The following is a 24,981-nucleotide window of genomic DNA, read 5'->3' as shown; positions in this document are numbered from 1 at the left end:
GAACAACACGTCGATTTCCCCCACAACCCCTCCCTGCACATCGGTATCATAAGCAGCCTATCTATTGAGCTGTCGCAGTGGTCCGATCCCCATGCCAGATACCCAGCGCCCCTTGACGGTCACGCTGCACGTCGTCTCCATCGTCCTGTTCACCTTTATCGGCTACCTGAATATCGGCATTCCGCTGGCAGTATTGCCGGGCTACGTGCACAGCGAGCTGGGCTTTGGCGCGGTGATCGCCGGCCTGGTGATCAGCGTGCAATACCTGGCCACCCTGCTCAGCCGGCCCTATGCCGGGCGCATCATCGACAATCTGGGCAGCAAGCGCGCGGTGATGTACGGCCTGGCCGGCTGCGGCTTGAGCGGGGTGTTCATGCTGCTTTCGGCCTGGCTGCACAACCTGCCGACCCTGAGCCTGATCAGCCTGCTGATCGGCCGCCTGGTCCTGGGCAGCGCGGAAAGCCTGGTGGGCTCGGGTTCCATCGGCTGGGGCATCGGCCGGGTCGGGGCGCAGAATACCGCCAAGGTGATTTCCTGGAACGGCATCGCCAGCTACGGCGCCCTGGCCATTGGCGCGCCGCTGGGGGTGTGGCTGGTAAGCCGGCTGGGGCTGTGGAGCATGGGAGCGAGCATCATCCTGCTGGCGCTGCTCGGCCTGCTGCTGGCCTGGCCGAAACTCGCCGCGCCGATCGTTGCCGGCGAGCGCTTGCCGTTCATCCACGTGCTGGGCAAGGTGTTTCCCCACGGCTGCGGCCTGGCCCTGGGCTCCATCGGCTTTGGCACCATCGCCACCTTCATCACCCTGTACTACGCCACCCGACACTGGGACAACGCGGTACTGTGCCTGAGCCTGTTCGGCGCCAGCTTCATCGGCGCGCGACTGCTGTTCGGCAACCTGATCAACCGCCTCGGCGGCTTTCGCGTGGCGATTGCCTGCCTGTCGGTGGAAACCCTCGGCCTGTTGCTGCTGTGGCTGGCCCCGGATGCCAATTGGGCCCTGGCCGGCGCAGCCCTGAGCGGCTTTGGCTTCTCCCTGGTATTCCCGGCCCTGGGGGTGGAAGCGGTGAACCTGGTGCCAGCCTCCAGCCGCGGCGCGGCAGTGGGGGCCTACTCGCTGTTCATCGACCTGTCGCTGGGCATCACCGGCCCGCTGGCGGGGGCGATTGCTGCTGGTTTCGGCTTTGCCTCGATCTTCCTGTTCGCCGCCATCGCTGCCTGCACCGGCCTGGTGCTGAGCCTGTACCTGTACCACCAGGCGCCCAAGCTGCGCCAGGAACGCGAGGCGCGCTAGAAGTCCACTTTGCCGCGCCCGGCCTTGATGCTGCCGCGCTTGGCCTTGGTCTCCAGGCGGCGCTTCTTCGAACCCAGGGTCGGCTTGGTCGGGCGGCGCTTCTTCTCCACCTTGATGGCGCTGAGAATCAGCTCGGTGAGGCGCTCCAGGGCATCGGCGCGGTTCTGCTCCTGGGTGCGGTACTGCTGGGCCTTGAGAATGATCACGCCGTCACTGGTGATGCGGCTGTCGCGCAACGCCAGCAGGCGCTCCTTGTAGAACGGAGGCAGGGACGAAGCCGGAATGTCGAAGCGCAGGTGCACCGCGCTGGACACCTTGTTGACGTTCTGCCCACCGGCGCCCTGGGCACGGATGGCGGTCAGCTCGATCTCGGCATCCGGCAGATGCACGTTGTTGGAAATCACCAGCATGGAACAGGAATCCGTCTTCAGGGCGCATAGGATACCCCCATTCCCCACGCTCTTGCGGGTCTCTTCGCTGGCAAGCCAGCCCCCTACAGCGGGCAGGCACACCGTAGGAGCCGGCTTGCCGGCGAAAGCGATCTCAGCCCCCGACAAAAATCACGGCCATGAAAAACCCGGCCGGAGCCGGGTTAGTCGTTGCCAGGGCCGCGCTTACTTCAGCGAAGCACTGGCTGCCTGCAGCGCGTGCTGGGCACTGCGCTTGTTCTTGATGCAGTAGCAGACCCACATGAACACCACCCACACCGGGATCGCGTACACCGAGATCTGGATGCCCGGAATCATCAGCATGATGCCCAGGATGAACACCACGAACGCCAGGCAGACGTAGTTGCCGTAGGGGTACCACAGCGCCTTGAACAGCGAGGTCTGGCCGGTACGCTCCATGTGCTGGCGGAACTTGAAGTGCGAGTAGCTGATCATCGCCCAGTTGATCACCAGGGTCGCCACCACCAGGGACATCAGCAGCTCCAGGGCGTGCTGCGGAATCAGGTAGTTGAGCACCACGGCGACGAAGGTCACCAGCGCCGAAGCGAGGATCGACATCACCGGCACGCCGCGCTTGTCGATCTTGGCCAGGGCCTTGGGCGCATCGCCCTGCTCGGCCATGCCCAGGAGCATGCGGCTGTTGCAATAGGTGCCGCTGTTGTACACCGACAGCGCCGCGGTCAGGACCACGAAGTTGAGGATGTGCGCCGCGGTGTTGCTGCCCAGCATCGAGAACACCTGGACGAACGGGCTGCCGCTGTAGGCATCGCCGGAAGCGTTCAGGGTCACCAGCAGGGTGTCCCACGGCGTCAGCGACAGCAGCACCACCAGGGCGCCGATGTAGAAAATCAGGATGCGATAGATCACCTGATTGATCGCCTTGGGGATCACGGTCTTCGGCTTGTCGGCTTCCGCTGCAGTGAAACCGAGCATTTCCAGGCCGCCGAAGGAGAACATGATGATTGCCATGGCCATCACCAGGCCGCTGACCCCATTGGGGAAGAAGCCGCCGTGGGACCACAGGTTGCTCACCGAGGCCTGCGGGCCGCCGTGGCCGCTGACCAGCAGGTAGCTGCCCAGGGCGATCATGCCGACGATGGCGACCACCTTGATGATGGCGAACCAGAACTCGGCCTCGCCGAAGACCTTGACGTTGGCCAGGTTGATGGCGTTGATCATGACGAAGAACACGGCTGCCGAGGCCCAGGTCGGGACGTCCGGCCACCAGTAGTGCACATACTTGCCGACCGCGGTCAGCTCCGACATGCCCACCAGGATATAGAGGATCCAGCAGTTCCAGCCCGAGAGGAAACCGGCAAAGCCGCCCCAGTATTTATGGGCAAAGTGGCTGAAGGAGCCGGCCACCGGCTCCTCGACGATCATCTCGCCGAGCTGGCGCATGATCATGAAAGCGATGAAACCGCAGATGGCATAACCGAGGATCATCGACGGGCCGGCGGACTTGAGCACCCCGGCCGACCCCAGGAACAAACCGGTACCAATCGCGCCGCCCAGGGCGATCAGTTGAATATGGCGATTCTTCAGGCCGCGTTTCAGCTCGCCCGAATGCGAGTTTTGTCCACTCATGAAAAGGCTCTCACGCAAGGTAATGTGTGTCAGACGTTGCCGCCCGGTAAAGGCTTAAGCGGCGCGGATCAAACCCCAGCGCAGGCACCAGAAGTTCAGCGTTCTTTTAACGGTCATGCGTCACCTGTTTGTTTTTATCTGTGACGAAATCGAACCCACCACGCTCGTGACGCGGCGGAGTGAACAAGGTGGATAACCTTGAGTTTATTGGCCTTGCAGCGAGCTCTTCAGCGCCTCGCAAGCGGTCTGGAAAGCACGTTTCAGGCGCAAAATGCGCGGGTACGCAGTTGGGTCACAGTTAAAACGCCGCGCATTGTACACCCCTGACTCCCTGCCGCCAGACACCGCTTTATCAGCGTGCCGGTAACCGGAATCCTGCGGGGCCAGCCCGATGCTCGGCATCGGCGGCGCGAAAGTGGACGGACCGAGTGGGGTCGTCGATGAATGAGCGAAGGCCATCGCCCATCGAAGGGTGTGGGTGAAAGTCGGTTACGGCGTTCATTGCGCCTCCTTCTTGTTATGCACCTGTACGCAGGCAGGTGTGCATCTCACCTGCCTTGGCGCCCCGGAACAAGCGGGCTAGAGCCTCGGCGGTGGCTTTCCCGAACAACTGCCGGCAGCTTTTCCTTACAGCACATCCATCGCCGCGGATTACGGGCGGATCACGGCGCATTTCGTAATTTTTTCTTTACGAGGCGTAACGATAAATTGCCAAACCAGATCAACTGGCGAACCGACTGCAAATTGACACCCACGCCGCCCGACAAGCGGAAAAGCCTTAGCTTTTTGTTTTCTGGGAATAAATATTTCACCTAAAAATAGAAAATAAAGTTCAGCAGAAAATAATCTAATTATTTTTTTGCACTTCAAAATGCCCTGGACTAGGTTTCCAGCCACTTGCCGGCTCAGCCAGCCGACAAGTTCCGGGAGTGGATGAGCGGCCCAGCAACCTTCCCGTTCTCCGCTGTTCAACTGCTCCGCCAATGGACTGCTTACACGCACTGTATCTAGGAGAGACACCATGCAAGCACTGGAACAAGACCTGGAAACCGAACTGCAACTGGACGACTGGTTCGAAGCCGCCACCCATGAAGCAGCAGTGGAAATGATGCAGGCCGACGCGGTGGTGCCATTCGGCACTGCCATGTGGCCGATGTAAGGCGCCCGGACCGGTGCAGGCCTGGTGCCTGCGCCGGTCACCTTTGTCCTCCAGGGAGGTTTTATGGACCAGACCCGCGCCATCCGCCATTTCCTGTACTACCTCGAGCGGCATCCGGCCTTGAGCGGCGCCCAGCCCTCCAGGGTGGTGATCGGCCACACCGCCGAGTACCAGGCCATGGTCAGCGCCATCCTCGAACAGTCGCGCCAGGCCACCCCACTGACAGTCAGCGCCCTGCGCCTGGACCAGGAGCCGGCGGCGACCCTTGCCCAGGCCATCATCGACTGTGACCTGTACATCTTCTTCTACGACTCCTCGACCCTGCCCCAGCCACGCCCCGACGGCCCGGAGTTCCTGCGGCCACTGCATGGGCTGATGGCCGAGCACTGGAAGAAATCCCTGCTGTTCAAGGATTACGGCGAGTACTTCTACGACACCTTCAGCGTCGAGCCGCAACGCATTGCCGACCTCAACGCCACTCTGATCCGCCGCCTGTCCCAGGCCACCACCCTGAGCTTCAGCGACCTTCAGGGCTCATATTTCGAAGCGCCCTTGAACAGCGTGAAGAAATGGACCGACATCAACGGCGTCGGCAACTACGACCTGGCACCGGGGGAAATCGCCACCCACAGCGATGCCATCAACGGCCACGTGAAGTTTCTCGGCACCTTCCTCAGCACCATCCCTTTCGCCCGCAAGTACGGGGTACTGAAAGCACCGCTGGAACTGTGGATCGAGAACTCCAGCATCAGCCGGGTGGCCACCGAGGTGCCAGGGCTGGCCAATGACTTCAACAAGTACCTGGATGCCAACCCGTCCAACCGGCGCATAGAGGAACTGGGAATCGGCACCAACGAGGGCATCAGGTCCCTCTACGGGCGCAACTCCGGCTTCGAAGAGCGCCATTGCGGCCTGCACCTGGGCCTGGGGGGCGGCGCCAAAGGCAGCCATCACCTGGACCTGATCTTCAGTTCCGGAGTGCTGGCGGTGGATAACAAGCCTGTGTTCGACGGCCAGTTCGCCTTCTAGCGTAGGAGCTGGCAAGCGAAGGCCGCTATCAGCCTGCGCAAGCCGGGCGGCCCGGTTCGCCGGCAAGCCGGCTCCTGCGCAGTTGCAGGCAAAAAAAAACGCCAACCCGGAGGTTGGCGTTTTTGTCGGCAGGCCGGGAATCACTCCGGCTTGCGGCGACCAAAACCGGGACGCTGGCCGGAACCGGCCGGGGCGCCACGGCGCTTGCCGGAAGGTGCGTCCTTGTCCAGCACCAGGCTTGGGCGCTTGGACTTGGGCGCCGGCTTGGCCGGACGCTTGGTGTCCGCCGGGCGTTCGGCCACCGGAGTGCCGCGGCCAGTAGCCGGACGCGGAGCACGGGAGCCACGCTCGCCATCCGGACGGGCAGCCGGCTTGCGGCCAGGACGCTCGCCTTCGATCTGCGGCTCGCGGGAAACACGCGGGGTGGCAGCGCTGCCATTGGCCGGACGCAGGGTGCGCACGCGCTCGCTCTTGCCCACCGGACGCGAGGATTTGCGCTGCATGCGCTCCAGCTTGTCCTTGGACTTGGCATTGAGCTGCGGCATGGCCACCGGCGTCAGGCCGACTTCGGCGCTGAGCACATCGACTTCGTACTGGCTCATTTCGCGCCAGCGGCCCATGGGCAGGTCGGAGTTCAGGAACACCGGACCGAAGCGCACGCGCTTCAGGCGGCTGACCACCAGGCCCTGGGATTCCCACAAGCGGCGCACTTCACGGTTGCGACCTTCCATCACCACGCAGTGGTACCAGTGGTTGAAACCTTCGCCACCGGGCGCCTGCTGAATGTCGGTGAACTTGGCCGGGCCGTCTTCGAGCATGACGCCGGCCTTGAGGCGCTCGATCATCTCGTCGTCGACCTCGCCACGCACACGCACCGCGTACTCACGGTCCATCTCGTAGGAAGGGTGCATCAGGCGGTTGGCCAGCTCACCGTCGGTGGTGAACATCAAAAGACCGGTGGTGTTGATGTCCAGGCGGCCAATGTTGATCCAGCGGCCTTCGCGCGGACGCGGCAGCTTGTCGAACACGGTCGGGCGGCCTTCCGGGTCGTCGCGGGTGCAGATCTCGCCGTCGGGCTTGTTGTACATGATCACGCGGCGCACCGATTCGGCGGCCTCTTCGCGCTTGATCACCTTGCCATCGATGGAAATGGCGTCATGCAGGTCGACGCGCAGGCCCAGGGTGGCCTCTTTGCCGTTGACCTTGATCCGGCCCTGGCTGATCCAGGACTCGACATCGCGGCGCGAGCCGACGCCGATGCGGGCGAGGACTTTCTGCAGTTTTTCGCCGGCTGGACGGATTTCCTGGTCGTTCTGATCGGTATCGCTCATCTGGGCACCTCCCGGTGTGTCACTTCAGGCTTGAGCGGCCTGAAGACGTGAAAACAGGTTCTGTGGCGAAGGGATCGCCAAAGGGTCGCGAATCATACGCTCATGGCGGCGGTTGCGCATCACAGACTAGTTGATAAGTCGCCCCTCAGGACTTTTTCCGCCGGCCGGTGGCGCGCAATTGCAGCAGGCGCATGGCGGCTTCAGCCAGCACTTGACGGCGCTCGGCCTTGTCGAGCTTCTTCCAGGCCTTGATCTCACGCTTGCTGCGCCCGCAGCCGATGCAGATGTCATCGCTGAACTTGCACACGCTGATGCAGGGATCCTTGGCAGAACTCATCCATCACCTCTGTAGGAGCCGGCTTGCCGGCGAAAAAAACCGCCAGCCATGCGCCGAGCCGGCCAGCGACTACAAGGTCAATCGTCCAGCAGGCGGCGTTCGTTTTCGATGGCTTCGGCCAGGGCCAGGGCTTCGGCCTCTTCCTCGCTCAACTGCGGCGTAGCAGGCTCCAGTGCGGCTACTGCGGCGAGCAACTTGGCCCGGGCCTCGGCCACGCCCAGCACATCATCCTCTGCTTCGACCGGCGGCCGGTCCTCGGGTTCGACCGGGAATTCATCGGGCTCATCGGCGAGGACCTCAGATTCGGTCCGGGCCTCCTCCTGCGGGAGATCCGGCACCGGCTCTTGTACCCCTCCCTGCTCCGGTTCCACCACACCATCACGGTGCAAGTCTTCGAAGTCGGTCTTGATCCCCTCCTCCATGGAATCCAGCTCCAGCAGCAGGGTATGGAAGCTGGTTTCTTCCTTGGGTTCCTCCGGCTCGGCGCTGGCATCGGCCAGTTGTTGCAGGTGCTCGGGCACCGGAGCGTCGTCGAATTCCAATACCGGCTCGGCCTCGATCTCCCGCAGTTCCGCCAAAGGCGGCAGGTCGTCGAGGTTCTTCAGGTTGAAGTGATCGAGAAACGCCTTGGTGGTGGCGAACATCGCCGGCTTGCCCGGCACGTCGCGATACCCCACCACGCGGATCCATTCACGTTCCAGCAGGGTCTTGACGATATGGCTGTTGACCGCCACGCCACGCACGTCCTCGATCTCGCCCCGGGTGATGGGTTGGCGATAGGCGATCAGGGCCATGGTTTCCAGCATGGCGCGCGAGTAACGCTGTGGGCGCTCTTCCCACAGGCGGCCGACCCAGGGCGCGAACTTCTCGCGGATCTGCAGGCGATAGCCGGAGGCCACTTCCTTGAGCTCGAAGGCCCGCCCTTCGCAGGACTTGCCGAGCAGGGCCAGGGCTTTCTTGAAGACCGCCGGGTCCGGCCGCTCGGCTTCTTCGAAGAGCTCGAACAGGCGTTCCAGGGACTGGGGTTTTCCCGAGGCCAACAGAAAGGCTTCGAGCAGGGGCGCCAGCTCGCGGGGTTCATTCAGGTTCATGATTTAAGCTCGTTATTCGGCTCGCGCCCGTACGTGGATGGCCGCAAAGGGCTCATTCTGCACCAGCTCGACCAGGGATTCCTTGACCAGTTCGAGGATCGCCATGAAGGTCACCACCACCCCCAGGCGCCCTTCCTCGGCGGTGAACAGCTCGACAAAGGGCACGAAACCGCCGCCCTTGAGCCGCTCCAGCACATCGCTCATGCGCTCGCGGGTGGACAGCGCCTCGCGGCTCACCTGATGGCTTTCGAACATGTCGCCACGGCGCAGCACCTCGGCCATGGACATCAGCAACTCTTCCAGGGCCACATCCGGCAGCAGCTTGCGCGCCCGGGCCTCCGGGGCGTCGAGCTTGGGCACCAGCACATCGCGACCGACCCGGCTCAGGCCGTCGATGCCCTCGGCGGCCGCCTTGAAGCGCTCGTATTCCTGCAGGCGGCGGATCAGTTCGGCCCGCGGATCGTCCTCTTCTTCCTCGACCTCGGCTGAGCGCGGCAGGAGCATGCGCGACTTGATCTCGGCAAGCATTGCCGCCATCACCAGGTACTCGGCGGCCAGTTCCAGGCGCACCGACTGCATCAGCTCCACATAACCCATGTACTGGCGGGTGATCTCCGCCACCGGGATGTCGAGGATGTTGATGTTCTGCTTGCGGATCAGGTACAGCAGCAGGTCCAGCGGGCCTTCGAAGGCTTCGAGAAAGACTTCCAGGGCATCCGGGGGGATGTACAGGTCCAGGGGCATTTCCATGACCGCCTGGCCGTAGACCATGGCGAAGGGCAGCTCCTGCTGGGCGCCGGCCTGGTCGTCGACGGTTTCCACTGCGGACATCTAGGCCTCGGCCATGAACGGCGCGGGGTCGCCGCAACCGACGCGGATCACTTCCGGCTCGCCGTCGGCGAGGTTGATCACCGTGGACGACTCGGTGCTGCCGAAACCGCCATCGATGATCAGGTCCACCTGGTGCTCCAGCAACTGGCGCATCTCGTAGGGATCGCTCAGGGCCTCGGTATCACCGGGCATGATCAGGCTGACGCTCATCAGCGGCTCGCCCAGCTCGGCCAGCAGCGCCAGGGCGATCGGGTTGCTCGGCACCCGCAGGCCGATGGTCCGGCGCTTGGGGTGCAGCAGCAGGCGCGGCACTTCCCGGGTGGCGTTGAGAATGAAGGTGTAGGGCCCCGGCACATGGGCCTTGAGCAGACGGAAGGTGCCCGTGTCGATCTTGGCGAACAGGCCCAACTGCGAAAGGTCGCTGCAGATCAGCGCGAAGTTGTGCTTGTCGTCCAGCTGGCGCAGGCGTCGAACCCGTTCGATTGCGCCCTTGTCACCCATCTGGCAGGCGACGGCGTAGGACGAATCCGTGGGATAGATCACCACACCGCCGCCGCGAATGATCTCGACGGCCTGTTTGATCAGGCGTGGCTGGGGGTTTTCCGGGTGGATCTGGAAAAATTGACTCACTGTCTCTACCTGTTCAGGCGGCAATAATTGGCTCATGTTTGAACCGACACCAAAGGGGCGGCAGGTCTTCCGGGACCGGGCGATACTCACCAATCTCGGACCAGCCTCCAGGGCCATGAAAGTCACTGCCAGCGCTGACCAGCAGTCCGAATTCACGAGCAAGGATAGCCAAACTGCCCACTTGCTCTGCAGGTTGGTGGCCATTGACCACTTCGATAGCATGACCACCGGCTTGAATATAGTCGGCAATCAAGCGGCGACGCTTGCTGCGGGTGAAATCGTAATGCCAGGGATGGGCCAGGCTGACCCAGGCCCCCGCGGCCCGCAGTGTGCCGACGGTTTCTTCCAGGGTCGGCCAGTGCTGCTTGACGTCCCCCAGCTTGCCGGCCCCCAGCCATTTGCGAAACGCCTCGGCGCGATCCTTCACGAAACCGGCACGCACCAGGTAGTCGGCAAAGTGCGGCCGCGCCGGTGCATTGCCACTGTCCCCCAGTTCCTGCTGGATCGCCCGGGCGCCTTCCAGCGCTCCCGGCATGCCCTTGAGGGCCAGCTTGCGGCTGATCTCCTCCGAACGCAGCCAGCGGCCTTCGTGGAGCTTTTCGATGGCTTGCACCAAAGCCGGGGCCTGGGTATCGAAGCCGTAGCCCAGCACATGGATAGTGGCGCCGCCCCAGGTGCAGGAAAGCTCGACGCCATTGACCAGCTGCATGCCCAGTTGCTGCGCCGCTTGGCGCGCTTCGTCCAGCCCTTCGAGGGTGTCGTGGTCGGTCAGGGACAGGATTCGCACGCCTCTCTCGTACGCACGCGCAACCAGAACCGCGGGCGCCAGGGCGCCGTCGGAGGCCGTGCTATGGCAGTGCAAATCAACATTCACAGGACGATAAAACCTCAAGTCAGCTGGCGCTTTCGCTACCAAGGATGTTTGTTATTATGCCGGGACATCCTGCTTCTGGCTGCCACTGTGAAACAATTCATCGACTTCATCCCGCTGTTCCTGTTTTTCATCGTCTATAAAATTGATCCCCGCGTCGTCGACCTTGCCGGTCACGAAGTCACCCTGGGCGGCATCTACAGCGCCACAGCGGTGCTGATCATCAGTTCACTGGTGGTGTATGGCGCCCTGTTCATCTCCCAGCGCAAGCTGGAAAAAAGCCAGTGGCTGACCCTGATCGCCTGCCTGGTCTTCGGCAGCCTGACCCTGGCCTTCCACAGCGAAACCTTCCTTAAATGGAAAGCTCCGGTGGTCAACTGGCTGTTCGCCCTGGCCTTCATCGGCAGCCACTTCGTCGGCGACCGCCTGCTGATCAAGCGCATCATGGGCCACGCCCTGACGTTGCCAGACCCGGTATGGACCCGCTTGAACATCGCCTGGATCGCCTTCTTCCTGTTCTGCGGCGCCGCCAACCTGTTTGTCGCCTTCACCTTCCAGAGCATCTGGGTCGACTTCAAGGTCTTCGGCAGCCTGGGCATGACCGTATTGTTCCTGGTGGGCCAGGGTATCTACCTCTCGCGCCACCTGCATGACGCCGATCCCACCACCCCGAAAACCGAGGACTGACATGCTTTACGCAATCATTGCCACAGACGTCGCCAACTCCCTGGAAAAACGCCTGGCCAACCGGCCGGCGCACCTGGAGCGGCTGCAAGTGCTCAAGGATCAGGGGCGCGTGGTACTCGCCGGCCCGCACCCGGCGATCGACAGCAATGACCCGGGCGCGGCCGGTTTCAGCGGCAGCCTGATCGTCGCCGAGTTCGACTCCCTGAGCGCCGCCCAGGCCTGGGCCGACGCCGACCCGTTCGTGACCTGCGGCGTCTACGCCCATGTACTGGTCAAGCCGTTCAAGCAATCGATGCCGTAAATCCTCCCGGGTGCGATGAACCTTCGCGGTTCATCGCGCTCTCAATCGCTCATTATTCTCGTTTGACTGCCGACAACCTGCCCAACACTCGATTGGAATCAGGAGTTTCGATGCGCCAAGGTCCGCTGTGCCTGCTGTTGGTCATGTTGTCGATCGGGGCTCCAGCCCTTGCCGAGGAAACCCAAGACACCGGCCATTCCACGCCGCTGTCCCTGAGCGCCGGCAGTCAGATCACCGAGTTGCAGCAACGCTTGAAAGAAAGCGAGCGCCTGCGCGATGAACTGAGCAAACAATTGCAAAATACCGATGCCGAACGGGAAAGCCCCCAACTGACCCGCTTGCGCCAGGAGAACCAGCGCCTCAAGCTGCAACTCAAAGAGGCCCAGGCCAACCCGGCACCCCGCCTGTTGACCGATCAACAGCAGTGGTTCGTCACCGGCGGCGGCGTGGCCCTGCTGGCCCTGCTCTGCGGGATCTTCGCCAGTGGCGGGCATCGCAAGCGTCGACAATGGCTAAATTGAGAGATTCATGAGCGACCTGTTACTGATTGATGATGACCAGGAGCTGTGCGAGCTCCTGAGCAGTTGGCTGAGCCAGGAAGGTTTTCTGGTGCGGGCCTGCCACGATGGCCTGAGCGCCCGTCGCGCCCTGGCCGAAACGGCGCCGTCAGCGGTGGTACTGGACGTGATGCTGCCCGACGGCAGCGGCCTGGAGCTGCTCAAGCAACTGCGCAATGAGCACCCCGACCTGCCGGTGCTGATGCTCTCGGCCCGTGGCGAACCCCTGGACCGCATCCTCGGCCTGGAACTGGGTGCCGACGATTACCTGGCCAAGCCCTGCGACCCCCGTGAACTCACCGCCCGCCTGCGTGCCGTACTGCGCCGCAGCCATCCGGTGGCGGCCTCCAGCCAGATGGAACTGGGCGACCTGTGCTTCAGCCCGCTGCGCGGTGTGGTCAACATCGACGAGCAGGACATTACCCTGACCGTTTCCGAAAGCCGCCTGCTCGAAGCCCTGCTCAAGCAACCGGGCGAGCCCCTGGACAAGCAGGAACTGGCGCAGATCGCCCTGGGCCGCAAGCTGACCCTGTATGACCGCAGCCTGGACATGCATGTCAGCAACCTGCGCAAGAAGATCGGCCCGCACCCCGACGGCCGTCCACGGATCGTCGCCCTGCGCAGCCGCGGCTACTACTACAGCCTCTGATCCCGATGTGCCCTGGCAGATTTGTCAGGGCCGTGAAATACCTTCTTTACCCAAGCTTTACCCTCCGCTGACTGCCGCTGACCTTGATCTGGGTAACCTGAACTCATCCGGAACTTACCGGGAATGAGACAAGGAGATACACCATGCGCAAGACCCTGATCGCTCTGATGTTCGCCGCCGCCCTGCCAACCGTGGCCATGGCCATGCCGGAAGGTCACGGCCCGATGGGCCCCATGGACGGCCCTCGGCACAGCGAGCACATGCGCGGCAAAGGCCCTTTCAGCCAACTGGACCTGAGCCGCGAACAGCGCCAGCAGATCGGCAAGCTGATGGGCGAGCAAATGCACGACCGCAAGGCCGTGGTGGAAAAGTACCTGGAGAAACTCTCGCCGGCCGACCAGAAAGCCATGAAGGATGAGCTGACCGCCAAGCACCAGAAGACCCAGGCCGATATCCGCGCCCTGCTCAAGCCAGAGCAGCAGAAAGAGTTTGACGCCATCGTCAAGAAACAAGAGGAGCGTCGCGCCGAATGGGCCGAGTTCAAGGCCTGGAAAGCGCAGCAACCGCAAAAAGCGCAATAATGCGTTAGCGTCCACCCCCAGCCCAGTGGCCTCCCCCCACTGGGCTTTCGCGTTCGAGGAGTTCCTGTGCGTTCATTGTTCTGGCGCATCCTGGCCAGCTTCTGGCTGGCCATCACCCTGGTTGCAGGGCTGTCGATCCTGCTCGGGCACATGCTCAACCAGGATGCCTGGATCCTCAGCCGTCACCCCGGCCTCAACAGCCTGACCGAGGAATGGACACAGACCTACGAGAACCAGGGCGAGGACGCTGCCCAGGACATCCTCCAGCAGCGCAAGCGCCAGTACCACATCGATGTCCAGGTGCTCAACGAGAGCGGCGACCCAGTGGTTCGCGGCACCTTCCCGCGCCGCGCCGCGGCCTTCGAAGCCCGGCAGAACAATGACGACCGGCACCTGCCCTGGCGCCGCCTGACGGCGGAATACACCAGCCCGAAAACCGGCGACACCTACCTGTTCATCTATCGCATCCCCCATCCGGAACTGGACGCCTGGCACCGCGACAGCCTGACCTGGCCCCTCAGCGCCCTGGCCATCGCCCTGGTGGTGCTGACCCTGTTCAGCCTCCTGGTCACCCTGTCCATCACTCGTCCCCTGAGCCGCCTGCGCGGCGCGGTACACGACCTGGGCCAGGCCACCTACCAGCAGAACAGCCTGGCGCGCCTGTCCAACCGCCGCGACGAATTCGGTGTACTGGCCCGGGACTTCAACCGCATGGGCTCGCGCCTGCAGAGCCTGATCGGCAGCCAGCGCCAACTGCTGCGGGACGTGTCCCACGAACTGCGCTCGCCCCTGGCCCGCCTGCGCATCGCCCTGGCATTGGCGGAACGGGCCGCCCCCGAAGAACGGGAAAAGCTCTGGCCGCGGCTGACCCGCGAATGTGACCGCCTGGAAGCGCTGATCAGCGAGATTCTGGTGTTGGCCCGGGTCGATGCGGACAACGCCAGCGCCGAAGAAGTGGACCTCAACGCCTTGCTGGTCGCCGTGCAGAAAGACGCGCAACTGGCCTGCCCGGAACAGCCGGTGCTGATAACCGCCCCGCCACAGCTGCACCTGCGCGGTTGGCCGACCATGCTGGAGCGGGCAGTGGACAACCTTCTGCGCAACGCTCAGCGCTTCAACCCCGCCGGGCAAGCGATCGAAGTCACGGCCCAACGCCAGGGCGAGAAGATCCAGATCAGCGTGCGCGATCATGGACCCGGCGTAGAAGCCGAGCACTTGAGCCAGCTGGGAGAGCCCTTCTTCCGCGCCCCGGGGCAAAGCGCTCCGGGCCATGGCCTGGGGCTGGCCATCGCCCGCCGCGCCGCAGAGCGTCACGGTGGCAGCCTGCTGCTGGCCAACCACCCTCAGGGCGGATTCATCGCCACCCTGGAACTGCCCCTGGTCCCCGGCGCCGTGGTGCAGGCCTGAACGCAATGCGGGCAAGCCGCTGCCGCCGGGTCCGGCAACAGCGGGCTTGCCCGCGAGGTACACAGCGTTAGAAGAGGAAAATCAGGCCTTGGCAGTCCAGGCGCTGACGAACTCGGCGGTATCGACCTTGGGGGCGATCCGCGGCTCATTCAGCGGCGTGCCAAGATACAGGAAGGCAATGATCTCTTCGCCGTCCTCCAGGCCCAGGCCCTTGGCTACATGGGGCGAGTAGGACAACTCGCCAGTACGCCACACCGCGCCGATCCCCTGGGCGTAGGCCGCCAGCAGGATACCGTGGGCCGCGCAGCCCGCTGCCAGCAACTGCTCGCTCCTGGGCACCTTGAAGTGCTCCTGCAAACGGGCGACCACCACAACCACCAGTGGTGCGCGCAGGGGCATGGCCCGGGCCTTGTCCAGGGCCGCCTGGGTCACTTCGCCGCCCTGCAGCTGTACCGCCTCCACCAGCAACTCGCCCAACTGCTCGCGTGCCGCACCTTCGACGGTAAGGAACCGCCAGGGGCGCAACTGACCATGATCCGGCGCGCGCAGGGCGGCGGCGAACAAGGCTTCGCGCTGCGCGGCGCTAGGCGCGGGCTCCACCAGGCGCGGCACGGAAACACGGTTGAGCAAAGCGTCGAGAGCCTCCATCGGCCACCTCCTGAAAAAAATGTCCGCCATTCTAGCGGGATCTGCCGGCCGGGTGCCGGTTTACATGCCCTGCCCCGCAGGTAGAATGGGCGCCCTTCATCTACCAGCCCGAGCGGAACACATGGCGTTGCCGACCTTAAGGATCATTGGTTTCATCATCGGCATCTTCCTCATCACCCTGGCGATCGCCATGGTGGTGCCGATGGCGACACTGGTGATCTTCGAACGCACCGGCGACCTGCCGTCCTTCCTCTGGGCCAGCATGATCACCTTCATCGCCGGCCTGGCCCTGGTGATTCCCGGCCGTCCCGAACATATTCATCTGCGCCCCCGCGACATGTACCTGCTGACGGTCTCCAGCTGGGTGGTGGTGTGCATCTTTGCCGCCCTGCCATTCCTGCTGACCCAGCACATCAGCTACACCGACTCGTTCTTTGAAAGCATGTCCGGCATCACCGCCACCGGCGCCACGGTGCTCAGCGGCCTGGACAGCATGTCGCCTGGCATCCTGATCTGGCGTTCGATGCTGCACTGGCTGGGGGGTATCGGCTTTATCGGCATGGCGGTGGCGATCCTGCCGTTGCTGCGTATCGGTGGCATGCGCCTGTTCCAGACCGAGTCTTCGGACCGCTCGGAAAAGGTCATGCCGCGCTCGCACATGGTGGCGCGCCTGATTGTCGCCAGCTACGTCGGCATCACCATCTGCGGCAGCCTGGCCTTCTGGTGGGCCGGGATGAACATCTTCGACGCCATCAACCACGCCATGTCGGCGATCTCCACCGGTGGCTTCTCTACCTCCGACGAATCCCTGGCCCACTGGCAACAACCGGCGGTGCACTGGGTGGCGGTGGTGGTGATGATCCTCGGCAGCCTGCCCTTCGCCCTCTATGTGGCGACCCTGCGGGGCAATCGTCGGGCGCTGATCAAGGATCAGCAGGTCCAGGGCTTGCTGGGCATGCTCCTGGTGACGTGGCTGGTGCTCGGCACCTGGTACTGGTGGACCACCGACCTGCACTGGCTGGATGCCCTGCGCCACGTAGCGCTGAACGTGACGTCGGTGGTCACCACCACCGGGTTTGCCCTGGGCGACTACAGCCTGTGGGGCAACTTCTCGCTGATGCTGTTCTTCTACCTGGGATTCGTAGGCGGCTGTTCGGGATCGACTGCCGGCGGGATCAAGATCTTCCGCTTCCAGGTCGCCTACATCCTGCTCAAGGCCAACCTCAATCAACTGATTCACCCGAGGGCGGTGATCAAACAGAAGTACAACGGCCATCGCCTGGACGAAGAAATCGTCCGCTCGATCCTGACCTTCTCGTTCTTCTTCGCCATCACCATCTGCATGATCGCCCTGGCCCTGTCGCTGCTGGGCCTGGACTGGATGACCGCCCTCACCGGTGCCGCCAGCACCGTGTCGGGCGTGGGCCCGGGCCTGGGTGAAACCATCGGCCCGGCCGGCAACTTCTCGACCCTGCCGGACGCCGCCAAGTGGATCCTGTCCCTGGGCATGCTCCTGGGCCGGCTGGAAATCATCACGGTGTTCGTGTTGTGTATTCCGGCATTCTGGCGTCATTGACCGGGGCCGGCGCGGCCTGTAACCGCGCCCGGTACTCACCGGGCGTGGCATCGAACCAGCGGCGGAATGCACGGAAGAAGTTGCTCGGGTCGGCAAACCCAAGCAAGTAGGCAATTTCCAGCAGGGTCATGCGCGGCTGCGCCAGGTACTGCTCTGCCAGTTCCCGGCGGGTGTCATCCAGCAGCGCCTGGAAGCTGGTGCCCTCTTCCTGCAGGCGGCGCTGCAAGGTGCGCTGGGACAGGTGCAGCGTCTGCGCCACCATTTCGCGCTTGGGCTCCCCCTGGGGCAGCAGGCGACACAAGACCTGCCGCGCCTTGTGGGTCACCCGGCTTTCGGAGAAGCGCGCCAGGTATTCGCCGGCGAAACGATCGTGCAGCAGGGCCATGGCCTCGTTGGCGGTGGGCAGCGTGGCCTCCATGTCGGCACGCTCGAAGATCAGCGCATCAAAGGGCGCGGCAAACACCAGGGGCGCGTGGAACATGTCCTTGTAGGGTTGCAGGTCCCCGGGCTGCTCGCCCTGCAGCAACACCTTGCGCGGCTGCAACGCGCGCCCCGTCAGCCAGCCGCACAAGGCCAGGGCACAGGCCAGCGAAGCCTCGGCACTTTGCCGGGTGGGCGGTAGATGGTCGCCATGCACCGTCAGGATCAGTGCATAGCCCTCGGGAAGAAGGCGGAAACTCAAGTCAGCGCTTTCGGCAATGATCCGCTGATAACGCACCAGCCGCTGAAACCCCTCCGCCAGGGTACGACTCGACATCAATGCATACCCGGCCACGTGAAAAGACGCCGGACGCACCACCTTGCCCATGTTCAGGCCGATCGCCGGGTTGCCGGAAAGCTCGACGGCGCGCTGCCAGAGCCGGGTCATGGAGTCCTGGGTGAAGCGCGCGTCGGGATCTTCCAGGGCACCGTAGTCGAGCCCCAACTGCTTGAACAAGGCCCGGCAATCCAGGCCGTCCATCTCCAGGGCCTTGACGATTCCCAGGGTCCAGCTTGCAGAAGTCGTTCGTTCGCTCATGAGGGGTTCTTACATGATGAGCCGCATGCTACGGCCAATTTCCCAAGGATACTAAAGTGGCGCCTATTGTCACTGGCCTGCGCCGCCAAGGACTCTAGACTCAAATAGGCTCCCCGCCGAACATCCGCCGACAGAACAACAGACACAGAGATCGCGGCCATGGAAAACATCCGACAGTTCAACAGCTTCGCCGAGTTCTACCCCTACTACCTGAGCGAGCACAGCGACAGCACCTGCCGACGTCTGCACTTCATCGGCACCAGCCTGGTGATCTTCATCCTCGCCCTGGCCATCGGCAAAGGCGCCTGGTGGCTGCTGCTGGTGTTGCCGATAGCCGGCTATGGCTTCGCCTGGGTCGGGCATTTCTTCTTCGAGAAAAACCGCCCGGCCACCTTCCAGCATCCGCTGTACAGCCTGCTGGGGGACTTCGTCATGTACCGCGACATGATCCTCGGCAAGGTGCCCTTCTAGACCCCAGGGCCGCCAGCGGCTCCCCACAGGGCCAGGCCTTGCAGACCCGCCCCATGACAACAAGAGGATGGCCGATGAACACCCATGCGCGCTTTACCCATATGCAGGACGGTACCCAGGAGGACTGGGCGATCATCGCCGCGGATTTCAGTGCCTACGCCAAGCAGTTGCCGACACGCATCCTGGCCCACCTGCAATTGCTGGAAGGCGACTTCGGCGGCTTCCCGGTGGACCGCCTGACCCATTCGCTACAGACCGCCAGCCGCGCCTGGCACGACGGGCGCGACGAGGAATACGTGGTCTGCGCCCTGCTCCACGACATTGGCGATACCCTGGGTTCCTATAACCATCCGGATATCGCCGCCGCCATTCTCAAACCCTTTGTCAGCCCGGAAAACCTGTGGATGGTGGAGAAGCACGGGATCTTCCAGGGTTACTACTTCTTCCATCACCTGGGCATGGATCGCCACCTGCGCGAGCAGTTCAGTGACCACCCGCTGTACCAGTACACCGCCGAGTTCTGCGCCAAGTACGACGCCGCCGCCTTCGATCCGGCCTACGAGAGCCTGCCCCTGAGCTTCTTCGAGCCCATGCTGCAACGGCTGTTCGCCCAGCCCCGGCAGTCGCTGTACAAGGCGGCCATGGAGCAGGCCAGCCCGGCCTGAAAAACCGTGTTCGGGCCCGGGCTCAGGCCGGCTCCGCGACTTTCATCCGCTCAGCCTTGAGTTGGGCCTCACGGGCCTGGGCCTCGGCCAGGCGATAGAGCTCGATGCTGCCGTCCCAGTGCTCGATCAGCGCCGTGCAGGACTCCACCCAGTCACCGCAATTGAGGTAATCCACCTCGCCCACCTTGCGGATCTCGGCATGGTGAATATGGCCACAGACCACCCCGTGTAACTCGCGCTTGACGCATTCGTGGGCAATGGCTTCCTCGAAATCGCTGATGAAACTCACCGCCGTCTTGACCTTGTGCTTGAGGTAGGCCGACAGCGACCAGTACCCATAGCCATAACGCGCCCGCCAGTGGTTGAGCCAGCGGTTGAGGGTCAGGGTGAATTCGTAGGCCGAGTCGCCGAGAAAGGCCAGCCAGCGGTGATAGCGAGTAATCACATCGAACTGATCGCCGTGGATCACCAGCAGATGACGCCCGTCCGCAGTGACATGCACCGCCTCGTCCACCAGTTGGATATTGCCGAGAATCAGCCTGGAGTAGCGCCGCAGGAATTCGTCGTGGTTGCCGGTGACGTAGATCACCTCGGTACCACGCTTGCTCATGGTCAGCAGGCGCCGGATCACGTTGGTATGGGCCTGGGGCCAGTACATGCCGCCGCGCAGCTTCCAACCATCGATGATGTCGCCCACCAGATAGATGCGATCGGCGTGATAGGCCTTGAGAAAGCGTGCCAGGTGTTCGGCCTGGCAATCCCGGGTGCCCAGGTGCACATCTGAAATCCACAGGGTCCGCACCCGTTGCTTGCGGCTGGGCTTGGCGAGTTCGGCATGGGTCATGGACGCTCTCCTGGATTTTTTGCGAGCTTGCGCCCCAGCGATTAATAGCCCATGACACAAATGCGGCAGTGCGATGACAGCGCGAAACGCCCGACCGCCGGTGTAGACTGGCCGCCTGCCAAGGAGACCGTGATGGGATCTATCCTCACCCTGCGCCACTACACCCATGACCTGATCGCCCACAGCCATGAACATGCGCAACTGGTGTTCGGCCTGCGTGGCCAGCTCGATTTCGAAGTCGAAGGCCAGGGCAGCCGGGTGCAGCAGCAGAGCTTCGTGGTGGTGCCGGCCGGCGCCCGGCATGTCTGCGGCAGCCCCAGCGGCAGCCATTGCCTGGTGCTGGACATACCCGGCGAACACTGGGTGCAGCAATCGTTGGGGGAACATGCCGAGGCCAGTCGGCGTTTGCTCGATGCGCCCCGACACCAGGTCCTGGGGCCGAGCCAGAGCCGCCTGGTCAACTGGCTGGCGGACAGCCCGGTGGACGACCCCTTGATTGCCCAGCAAGGCGCGGTCTTGCTGCTGGCCAGCCTCAATCATCGCGCCGACAGCCAGCCCCGCGAGCGCCGCCTGCCCTATGCCGCCCTGAATGCCCATATCGATCATCACGCCGCCCACCCCTTGCAGGTGGCCGACCTGGCCCGTATCGCCGGGCTGTCCGCTGCCCGCCTGCATGCACGGTTCATTGCCGAGTGCGGGGCCAGCCCCATGGAATACGTGCGACGCCGGCGCTTGCACATGGCCCTGGAACTGTTGCGCGGATCGACCTTGCCCATGGGCGAAATCGCCAGCCGCGTGGGTTACAGCTCCCAGAGTGCCTTTGCCGCGGCGATACTGCGGCAGTACGGCCACTCGCCGCGCCAACTGCGCCAAGGGGCAGACGCTAGTCCTTCGACAAAAAACGCCAGGATCGCGACAGACCAACAGGCCGCCCCGCCCGTAGACTGAGCCCATTGCCGCCTAAGGCCATTACTGCCCGTCTTGTGGTTAAGGATAAAAATGACTCCGCGTACCGCCCTTGGCGCCTTGCATATCGGTGCCCTGATGTTCGGCCTGACCGGTGTATTCGGTAAGCTCGCCGCCGCTTCGCCCGCGGTCATCGTCTTCGGCCGTGCAGCCTTTGCCGTGCTCGCCCTGGGTGTCTTCGCCCGCCTGGCGAGCAACACCCCCTGGCAGAAACTGGCCGCCACCGATTGGCGGCGCCTGCTGCTCAGCGGCCTGCTGCTGGCCGGGCACTGGGTGAGTTTCTTCGTGGCGGTGAAGGTCGCGGGGGTGGCTATCGCGACCCTGGGCTTTGCCAGTTTCCCGGCGTTCACCGTGATTCTCGAAGGCCTGATCTTCCGCGAGCGGATCCGCTTCAACGAAATGCTGTTGGTGCTGCTGGTCAGCATCGGCCTGGTGCTGGTGACCCCGGACTTCGACCTGGCCAGCCAGGCCACCACCGGCCTGCTCTGGGCCGTGGGCTCGGGCCTGCTGTTTGCGCTGCTGTCACTGAACAACCGTGCCAGCTCCGGGCGGATCCCCGCGGTGCAGGCAGCGCTCTGTCAAAACGTGGTGGTCGCCCTGTGCCTGTTGCCGGTGGCGGCTCCCGAGCTTGGCCAGGTGCGGGCCATGGACTGGCTGTGGATCAGCCTGCTGGGAATTTTCTGCACCGGTCTGGCCCACAGCCTGTTTGTCGCCAGCCTGGCAGTGATCAAGGCGCGCACCGCAGCGGTGGTGTTTGCCCTGGAACCGGTCTACGGAATTACCGTGGCCTGGTTGCTGTTCGGCGAAAACCCGACCCTGCGCATGTTGTTCGGTGGGGCCTTGATCATCGTTGCCATCGTGGTTTCAAGCCGCCTGTCGGCGGGTTCGGGCAGCAAGGCAGCCACGGCTGAAGCCGGTTCTCACTGAGTACGGTCGTTGTGACCCAGGTCGCGCTCGGGGTCTATCTGGTCGCGAACCCGCTGCTTCAGCACCTTGGCCTCGGGAAAGCCACCATCGGCCTTGCGCTCCCAGATCTGCACGCCATCGCAGGTGATGCGAAAGGCCCCGCCGGTTGCCGGCTCCAGGGACACCTTGCCCAGGTCGTCGCTGAAGGTGCTCAACAGCTCCTGGGCCAGCCACGCCGCCCGCAGTAGCCACTGGCATTGGGTGCAATAGGTGATGATCACTTCGGGTTTACGTTCAGTCATGGTACGGCCGACTCCTGGATTCAAGGGCGTCGTTATAATAGCCGGCTTTATCGCCCGCCCCGAGAACCGTAATGCGCCGCCTGCTGTCCTGCCTGTTCCTCTGCCTGCTGCCCTTGCTCGCTCAATCTGCCGAAGCGCCACGACCGAAAATCGGCCTGGTGCTGTCTGGGGGCGCCGCCCGCGGCCTGGCCCACATCGGGGTGCTCAAGGCCCTGGAGGAACAGGGCATCCGCATCGACGCCATCGCCGGCACCAGCATGGGCGCGGTGATCGGCGGGCTGTATGCCTCGGGCTACAAGATCGACGAGCTGGAAAAGCTTGCGCTGAACATCGACTGGCGACAGGCCTTGTCCGATGCCCCGCCCCGGGAAGACGTGCCGTTCCGGCGCAAGCAGGACGACCGGGATTTTCTGGTCAAGCAGAAGCTCAGCTTCCGCGACGATGGCAGCCTGGGCCTGCCGCTGGGGGTGATTCAGGGACAGAACCTGGCACTGCTGCTGGAAAGCAAGCTGGCCCACGCCAGCGATACCCGTGACTTCGACAAGCTGCCGATCCCCTTCCGGGCCGTGGCCACCGATATCGCCAGCGGCGAGAAAGTGGTGTTTCGCAAGGGCCACCTGCCCCAGGTGATCCGCGCCAGCATGTCGATCCCGGCGGTCTTCGCACCGGTGGAACTGGATGGCCGTCTGCTGGTGGACGGCGGCATGACCGATAACATTCCCCTGGACGTGGCGCGGGACATGGGAGTCGACATCGCCATCGTGGTGGACATCGGCACACCGCTGCGTTCGCGCAAGCAACTCAATACCGTGGTCGACGTGCTCAACCAGTCCATCACCCTGATGACCCGGCGCAACTCGGAGGTGCAACTGGCGGCACTGCACAAGGATGACGTGCTGATCCAGCCAGCGCTGTCGAGCTTTGGCGTTACCGACTTTGGCCGGGCCCAGGAAATGATCGACGCCGGCTACCGCGCCACCCGTATCCTCGACGCGCGCCTGGCCCGTCTGCGTCCGGCCCATGCGCTGGATGCCGAACTGACCGCTGCGCGCCAGCCCAGCCAGCGCACTCCGATCATCAGCGCGATCAAGGTGGAAAACGACTCCAAGGTCAGCGACGAAGTGATCCGCTACTACATCCGCCAGCGCATCGGCGAGCCGCTGGACCTGGGCCGCCTGGAAACCGACATGGGCACCCTGTACGGCCTGGATTTCTTCGAACAGGTGCAGTATCGCGTAGCCCACAAGGGGCAGGACAACACCCTGGTGATCAGCGCCCGGGGCAAGCGCAGTGGTACCGACTACCTGCGCCTGGGGCTGAACCTGTCCGATGACATGCGTGGCGACAGCGCGTTCAATATCGGCGCCAGCTACCGCATGAACGGCATCAACAGCCTGGGTGCAGAATGGCTGACCCGGGTGCAGATCGGTGATCAGCAGGAACTCTACAGCGAGTTCTACCAGCCACTGGATGCCGGTTCACGCTACTTCATTGCGCCCTTCATCGCCGCCGAAGCGCAGAACGTCGAGGCGGTGCTGGACAACGACCCGATCGCCGAATATCGCGTGGAACGCTACGGTTTCGGGCTCAACCTAGGGCGCCAGATCGGCAACAGCGGCGAAGTGCGTTTCGGCGTCGGCGAGGCCTGGGGCAAGGCCGATGTGCGCATCGGCGACCATAACCTGCCCAGCGAAAACTTCAACGAAGGCTACTACCAGTTGCAGTACTCCTTCGACTCGCTGGACAACGTCTACTTTCCTCACTCCGGCGAAGACATCAAGCTGAGCCTGCGCCAGTTCGAACCGAGCCTGGGTTCGGACAATCGCTACCGGCAGTGGGAGTTCAAGCTGGACAAGGCGCTGAGCAGCGGCCCCAATACCTTTGTCCTGGGCGGTCGCTATGGCCGGACCCTGGACAACGCCGACGTGGTGACGTCCAGCTTCCTGCTCGGTGGAGCTCGACAACTGTCCGGTTTCCGTCAGGACGCCCTCTCCGGGCAGAACATCAGCCTGGCTCGCGCCGTGTACTTCCGTCGCCTGACACCGCGCTCCTATCTGCCCCTGGACTTTCCACTGTACCTGGGAGGCTCGCTGGAGCGGGGCCGGGTGTGGAACAACGACAATGCCTTCGACAGCGGCTACATCAACGCGGCAAGCATCTTTCTCGGCTTCGACACGCCGCTGGGGCCGCTGAACTTCAGCTACGGCTTCAACGACGACAACCAGAAAGCCCTGTCACTGAATCTGGGCCAGACCTTTTGACAGGCACGCAAAAAACGCCCCTTGGCGCAGCAGGCTTGAATTCAGAATGGCAGAGGAACAAGACAAACCGGGGTCAGGCAACCCCGGTTGAAGGCGTCAGGATTTTTCCAGATTGGCCAGGATGCGTTCATGAACGCGAATGCAGACCCGCAGGTCTTCTTCGTCAACGCCAACGAACAGCTCATGACGCAGGGCGGTGGCGATGGTTTCGATCTGTTCGATCAAGGGCCGGGCGGACGGACAGAGAACGATTTTCTTCGCCCGGCGATCTTCCACCACCGACTGGCGCTGAACCAGGCCCTGGGTTTCCAGGCTGTCCAGCAGCCGGGCCAGGGTCGGCCCTTCTACGCCGACGCTTTGCGCCAGCTCGCGCTGAGTGGGCGCCTCTTCGAAGCGAGCCAAATGCAAAAGCACCAGCCAGCGGGCCTGGGACAGGCCGAGCCCCGCCAGGCGGCGGTCCAGTTCGGCACGCCAGCCGCGAGACATATGCGCCAGCTGCATACCAAAACGGTGTTCATCGGTTAACGGCATAAAAC

At 63.5% G+C, this 24,981-nt stretch carries 29 protein-coding genes; 15 read left to right on the top strand and 14 right to left on the bottom strand.

Features of this window, described 5'->3' with window-relative positions; translation table 11 throughout:
• Positions 1–91 precede the first annotated feature (91 nt).
• The gene (locus tag A9971_RS10540) at positions 92–1,291 is read left to right on the top strand and encodes an MFS transporter (protein ID WP_011059944.1); all 1,200 of its coding nucleotides are present in this window, start codon (positions 92–94) and stop codon (positions 1,289–1,291) included.
• Here the strand turns inward: A9971_RS10540 and arfB are convergent.
• The 3 genes from arfB to A9971_RS10525 all read right to left on the bottom strand — a co-directional run bounded on the left by arfB (position 1,288) and on the right by A9971_RS10525 (position 4,299).
• Positions 1,288–1,701 (bottom strand): alternative ribosome rescue aminoacyl-tRNA hydrolase ArfB, encoded by a 414-nt coding sequence (gene arfB / locus A9971_RS10535; RefSeq protein ID WP_011059943.1) that lies wholly within the window; start codon positions 1,699–1,701, stop codon positions 1,288–1,290. The two genes, A9971_RS10540 and arfB, sit on opposite strands and share 4 nt — an antisense overlap.
• A gap of 204 nt (positions 1,702–1,905) precedes the next feature.
• A complete protein-coding gene (locus A9971_RS10530; RefSeq protein ID WP_011059942.1) occupies positions 1,906–3,327 on the bottom strand; it encodes an amino acid permease in 1,422 nt (473 codons plus the stop codon).
• 651 nt (positions 3,328–3,978) lie between these two features.
• Positions 3,979–4,299, bottom strand: a complete 321-nt coding sequence (locus tag A9971_RS10525; protein WP_183000566.1) for a hypothetical protein — start codon at positions 4,297–4,299, stop codon at positions 3,979–3,981.
• A 49-nt stretch (positions 4,300–4,348) separates the two neighbouring features.
• Between A9971_RS10525 and A9971_RS10520 the strand changes: the two genes are divergently transcribed.
• Both A9971_RS10520 and A9971_RS10515 read left to right on the top strand, forming a co-directional pair.
• The gene (locus A9971_RS10520; protein ID WP_011059941.1) at positions 4,349–4,486 is read left to right on the top strand and encodes a hypothetical protein; all 138 of its coding nucleotides are present in this window, start codon (positions 4,349–4,351) and stop codon (positions 4,484–4,486) included.
• A 63-nt stretch (positions 4,487–4,549) separates the two neighbouring features.
• Entirely contained in the window at positions 4,550–5,515 is a 966-nt protein-coding gene (locus tag A9971_RS10515; RefSeq protein ID WP_015634612.1) for a hypothetical protein, read from the top strand.
• Between the two features lie 140 nt (positions 5,516–5,655).
• On the opposite strand, the gene rluB is transcribed toward A9971_RS10515, so the two are convergent.
• The 6 genes from rluB to A9971_RS10485 all read right to left on the bottom strand — a co-directional run bounded on the left by rluB (position 5,656) and on the right by A9971_RS10485 (position 10,609).
• Positions 5,656–6,846 (bottom strand): 23S rRNA pseudouridine(2605) synthase RluB, encoded by a 1,191-nt coding sequence (gene rluB / locus A9971_RS10510; protein WP_041116636.1) that lies wholly within the window; start codon positions 6,844–6,846, stop codon positions 5,656–5,658.
• A 145-nt stretch (positions 6,847–6,991) separates the two neighbouring features.
• Positions 6,992–7,183, bottom strand: coding sequence for a DUF1289 domain-containing protein (locus tag A9971_RS10505; RefSeq protein ID WP_011059938.1), 192 nt, complete (start codon positions 7,181–7,183; stop codon positions 6,992–6,994).
• A 77-nt stretch (positions 7,184–7,260) separates the two neighbouring features.
• The gene (gene scpB / locus A9971_RS10500; RefSeq protein WP_183000565.1) at positions 7,261–8,274 is read right to left on the bottom strand and encodes an SMC-Scp complex subunit ScpB; all 1,014 of its coding nucleotides are present in this window, start codon (positions 8,272–8,274) and stop codon (positions 7,261–7,263) included.
• Positions 8,275–8,286: 12 nt separating this feature from the next.
• The gene (locus A9971_RS10495; RefSeq protein ID WP_169893818.1) at positions 8,287–8,985 is read right to left on the bottom strand and encodes a ScpA family protein; all 699 of its coding nucleotides are present in this window, start codon (positions 8,983–8,985) and stop codon (positions 8,287–8,289) included.
• A 120-nt stretch (positions 8,986–9,105) separates the two neighbouring features.
• Positions 9,106–9,735 (bottom strand): L-threonylcarbamoyladenylate synthase, encoded by a 630-nt coding sequence (locus tag A9971_RS10490; RefSeq protein WP_011059935.1) that lies wholly within the window; start codon positions 9,733–9,735, stop codon positions 9,106–9,108.
• A 13-nt stretch (positions 9,736–9,748) separates the two neighbouring features.
• The gene (locus A9971_RS10485; protein ID WP_011059934.1) at positions 9,749–10,609 is read right to left on the bottom strand and encodes a PHP domain-containing protein; all 861 of its coding nucleotides are present in this window, start codon (positions 10,607–10,609) and stop codon (positions 9,749–9,751) included.
• 87 nt (positions 10,610–10,696) lie between these two features.
• Between A9971_RS10485 and A9971_RS10480 the strand changes: the two genes are divergently transcribed.
• From A9971_RS10480 to A9971_RS10455, 6 genes are all read left to right on the top strand, one after another.
• Positions 10,697–11,293: a septation protein A gene (locus A9971_RS10480; protein ID WP_011059933.1), complete on the top strand. Its 597-nt coding sequence runs from the start codon at positions 10,697–10,699 to the stop codon at positions 11,291–11,293.
• Position 11,294: 1 nt separating this feature from the next.
• Positions 11,295–11,594 (top strand): YciI family protein, encoded by a 300-nt coding sequence (locus A9971_RS10475; protein ID WP_011059932.1) that lies wholly within the window; start codon positions 11,295–11,297, stop codon positions 11,592–11,594.
• 110 nt (positions 11,595–11,704) lie between these two features.
• On the top strand, positions 11,705–12,115 hold the full coding sequence (locus A9971_RS10470) for a translation initiation factor 2 (protein WP_019093743.1): 411 nt from the start codon (positions 11,705–11,707) through the stop codon (positions 12,113–12,115).
• A 7-nt stretch (positions 12,116–12,122) separates the two neighbouring features.
• Positions 12,123–12,800: a response regulator transcription factor gene (locus A9971_RS10465; protein ID WP_011059931.1), complete on the top strand. Its 678-nt coding sequence runs from the start codon at positions 12,123–12,125 to the stop codon at positions 12,798–12,800.
• 143 nt (positions 12,801–12,943) lie between these two features.
• Positions 12,944–13,381 (top strand): Spy/CpxP family protein refolding chaperone, encoded by a 438-nt coding sequence (locus A9971_RS10460; protein ID WP_015634603.1) that lies wholly within the window; start codon positions 12,944–12,946, stop codon positions 13,379–13,381.
• Between the two features lie 66 nt (positions 13,382–13,447).
• A complete protein-coding gene (locus A9971_RS10455; RefSeq protein ID WP_011059929.1) occupies positions 13,448–14,788 on the top strand; it encodes a HAMP domain-containing sensor histidine kinase in 1,341 nt (446 codons plus the stop codon).
• A gap of 81 nt (positions 14,789–14,869) precedes the next feature.
• Here the strand turns inward: A9971_RS10455 and A9971_RS10450 are convergent, their stop codons facing one another.
• Positions 14,870–15,436: a nitroreductase family protein gene (locus A9971_RS10450; RefSeq protein ID WP_011059928.1), complete on the bottom strand. Its 567-nt coding sequence runs from the start codon at positions 15,434–15,436 to the stop codon at positions 14,870–14,872.
• A gap of 121 nt (positions 15,437–15,557) precedes the next feature.
• Between A9971_RS10450 and A9971_RS10445 the strand changes: the two genes are divergently transcribed.
• Positions 15,558–17,012 (top strand): TrkH family potassium uptake protein, encoded by a 1,455-nt coding sequence (locus tag A9971_RS10445; RefSeq protein WP_041752016.1) that lies wholly within the window; start codon positions 15,558–15,560, stop codon positions 17,010–17,012.
• Here A9971_RS10445 and A9971_RS10440 read toward each other — a convergent pair.
• Positions 16,969–18,030, bottom strand: coding sequence for an AraC family transcriptional regulator (locus tag A9971_RS10440; protein WP_011059926.1), 1,062 nt, complete (start codon positions 18,028–18,030; stop codon positions 16,969–16,971). The two genes, A9971_RS10445 and A9971_RS10440, sit on opposite strands and share 44 nt — an antisense overlap.
• A 159-nt stretch (positions 18,031–18,189) precedes the next feature.
• Between A9971_RS10440 and A9971_RS10435 the strand changes: the two genes are divergently transcribed.
• Complete coding sequence (locus A9971_RS10435; RefSeq protein WP_011059925.1) at positions 18,190–18,501, top strand: DUF962 domain-containing protein; 312 nt, start codon at positions 18,190–18,192, stop codon at positions 18,499–18,501.
• Positions 18,502–18,575: 74 nt separating this feature from the next.
• Positions 18,576–19,166 carry an HD domain-containing protein gene (locus A9971_RS10430; protein WP_015634600.1) on the top strand — a complete coding sequence of 197 codons (591 nt, stop codon included), beginning with the start codon at positions 18,576–18,578 and terminating at the stop codon, positions 19,164–19,166.
• A 22-nt stretch (positions 19,167–19,188) separates the two neighbouring features.
• Here the strand turns inward: A9971_RS10430 and A9971_RS10425 are convergent, their stop codons facing one another.
• On the bottom strand, positions 19,189–20,010 hold the full coding sequence (locus A9971_RS10425; RefSeq protein ID WP_011059923.1) for a UDP-2,3-diacylglucosamine diphosphatase: 822 nt from the start codon (positions 20,008–20,010) through the stop codon (positions 19,189–19,191).
• A 132-nt stretch (positions 20,011–20,142) separates the two neighbouring features.
• Between A9971_RS10425 and A9971_RS10420 the strand changes: the two genes are divergently transcribed.
• Together A9971_RS10420 and A9971_RS10415 are read left to right on the top strand one after the other, a co-directional pair.
• On the top strand, positions 20,143–20,958 hold the full coding sequence (locus A9971_RS10420) for an AraC family transcriptional regulator (RefSeq protein WP_077933576.1): 816 nt from the start codon (positions 20,143–20,145) through the stop codon (positions 20,956–20,958).
• Positions 20,959–21,009: 51 nt separating this feature from the next.
• Positions 21,010–21,903 carry a DMT family transporter gene (locus tag A9971_RS10415; RefSeq protein WP_015634597.1) on the top strand — a complete coding sequence of 298 codons (894 nt, stop codon included), beginning with the start codon at positions 21,010–21,012 and terminating at the stop codon, positions 21,901–21,903.
• On the opposite strand, the gene A9971_RS10410 is transcribed toward A9971_RS10415, so the two are convergent.
• The gene (locus A9971_RS10410; RefSeq protein WP_011059920.1) at positions 21,897–22,184 is read right to left on the bottom strand and encodes a SelT/SelW/SelH family protein; all 288 of its coding nucleotides are present in this window, start codon (positions 22,182–22,184) and stop codon (positions 21,897–21,899) included. The two genes, A9971_RS10415 and A9971_RS10410, sit on opposite strands and share 7 nt — an antisense overlap.
• Before the next feature lie 71 nt (positions 22,185–22,255).
• Here A9971_RS10410 and A9971_RS10405 point away from each other — a divergent pair, with 71 nt between their 5' ends.
• On the top strand, positions 22,256–24,445 hold the full coding sequence (locus A9971_RS10405) for a patatin-like phospholipase family protein (RefSeq protein WP_015634596.1): 2,190 nt from the start codon (positions 22,256–22,258) through the stop codon (positions 24,443–24,445).
• Between the two features lie 96 nt (positions 24,446–24,541).
• Here the strand turns inward: A9971_RS10405 and A9971_RS10400 are convergent, their stop codons facing one another.
• Positions 24,542–24,976, bottom strand: coding sequence for a MarR family transcriptional regulator (locus A9971_RS10400; RefSeq protein WP_011059918.1), 435 nt, complete (start codon positions 24,974–24,976; stop codon positions 24,542–24,544).
• Positions 24,977–24,981: the final 5 nt, after the last annotated feature.

The organism is Pseudomonas sp. UME65, assembly GCF_014170225.1.
In the GTDB taxonomy this organism is placed as follows: Bacteria; Pseudomonadota; Gammaproteobacteria; order Pseudomonadales; family Pseudomonadaceae; genus Aquipseudomonas; species Aquipseudomonas protegens.
Note: the sequence above shows the minus strand (reverse complement) of the source record. Positions and strands in the feature narration are given on the sequence as shown.

Coding starts and splice junctions, on each gene's coding strand:
- A9971_RS10540 (WP_011059944.1), top strand. CDS start 92: ATGCCAGATACCCAGCGCCCCTTGACGGTCACGCTGCACGTCGTCTCC.
- arfB (WP_011059943.1), bottom strand. CDS start 1,701: ATGCTGGTGATTTCCAACAACGTGCATCTGCCGGATGCCGAGATCGAG.
- A9971_RS10530 (WP_011059942.1), bottom strand. CDS start 3,327: ATGAGTGGACAAAACTCGCATTCGGGCGAGCTGAAACGCGGCCTGAAG.
- A9971_RS10520 (WP_011059941.1), top strand. CDS start 4,349: ATGCAAGCACTGGAACAAGACCTGGAAACCGAACTGCAACTGGACGAC.
- A9971_RS10515 (WP_015634612.1), top strand. CDS start 4,550: ATGGACCAGACCCGCGCCATCCGCCATTTCCTGTACTACCTCGAGCGG.
- rluB (WP_041116636.1), bottom strand. CDS start 6,846: ATGAGCGATACCGATCAGAACGACCAGGAAATCCGTCCAGCCGGCGAA.
- A9971_RS10505 (WP_011059938.1), bottom strand. CDS start 7,183: ATGAGTTCTGCCAAGGATCCCTGCATCAGCGTGTGCAAGTTCAGCGAT.
- scpB (WP_183000565.1), bottom strand. CDS start 8,274: ATGAACCTGAATGAACCCCGCGAGCTGGCGCCCCTGCTCGAAGCCTTT.
- A9971_RS10475 (WP_011059932.1), top strand. CDS start 11,295: ATGCTTTACGCAATCATTGCCACAGACGTCGCCAACTCCCTGGAAAAA.
- A9971_RS10470 (WP_019093743.1), top strand. CDS start 11,705: ATGCGCCAAGGTCCGCTGTGCCTGCTGTTGGTCATGTTGTCGATCGGG.
- A9971_RS10465 (WP_011059931.1), top strand. CDS start 12,123: ATGAGCGACCTGTTACTGATTGATGATGACCAGGAGCTGTGCGAGCTC.
- A9971_RS10460 (WP_015634603.1), top strand. CDS start 12,944: ATGCGCAAGACCCTGATCGCTCTGATGTTCGCCGCCGCCCTGCCAACC.
- A9971_RS10450 (WP_011059928.1), bottom strand. CDS start 15,436: ATGGAGGCTCTCGACGCTTTGCTCAACCGTGTTTCCGTGCCGCGCCTG.
- A9971_RS10445 (WP_041752016.1), top strand. CDS start 15,558: ATGGCGTTGCCGACCTTAAGGATCATTGGTTTCATCATCGGCATCTTC.
- A9971_RS10440 (WP_011059926.1), bottom strand. CDS start 18,030: ATGAGCGAACGAACGACTTCTGCAAGCTGGACCCTGGGAATCGTCAAG.
- A9971_RS10435 (WP_011059925.1), top strand. CDS start 18,190: ATGGAAAACATCCGACAGTTCAACAGCTTCGCCGAGTTCTACCCCTAC.
- A9971_RS10430 (WP_015634600.1), top strand. CDS start 18,576: ATGAACACCCATGCGCGCTTTACCCATATGCAGGACGGTACCCAGGAG.
- A9971_RS10425 (WP_011059923.1), bottom strand. CDS start 20,010: ATGACCCATGCCGAACTCGCCAAGCCCAGCCGCAAGCAACGGGTGCGG.
- A9971_RS10420 (WP_077933576.1), top strand. CDS start 20,143: ATGGGATCTATCCTCACCCTGCGCCACTACACCCATGACCTGATCGCC.
- A9971_RS10415 (WP_015634597.1), top strand. CDS start 21,010: ATGACTCCGCGTACCGCCCTTGGCGCCTTGCATATCGGTGCCCTGATG.
- A9971_RS10410 (WP_011059920.1), bottom strand. CDS start 22,184: ATGACTGAACGTAAACCCGAAGTGATCATCACCTATTGCACCCAATGC.
- A9971_RS10405 (WP_015634596.1), top strand. CDS start 22,256: ATGCGCCGCCTGCTGTCCTGCCTGTTCCTCTGCCTGCTGCCCTTGCTC.
- A9971_RS10400 (WP_011059918.1), bottom strand. CDS start 24,976: ATGCCGTTAACCGATGAACACCGTTTTGGTATGCAGCTGGCGCATATG.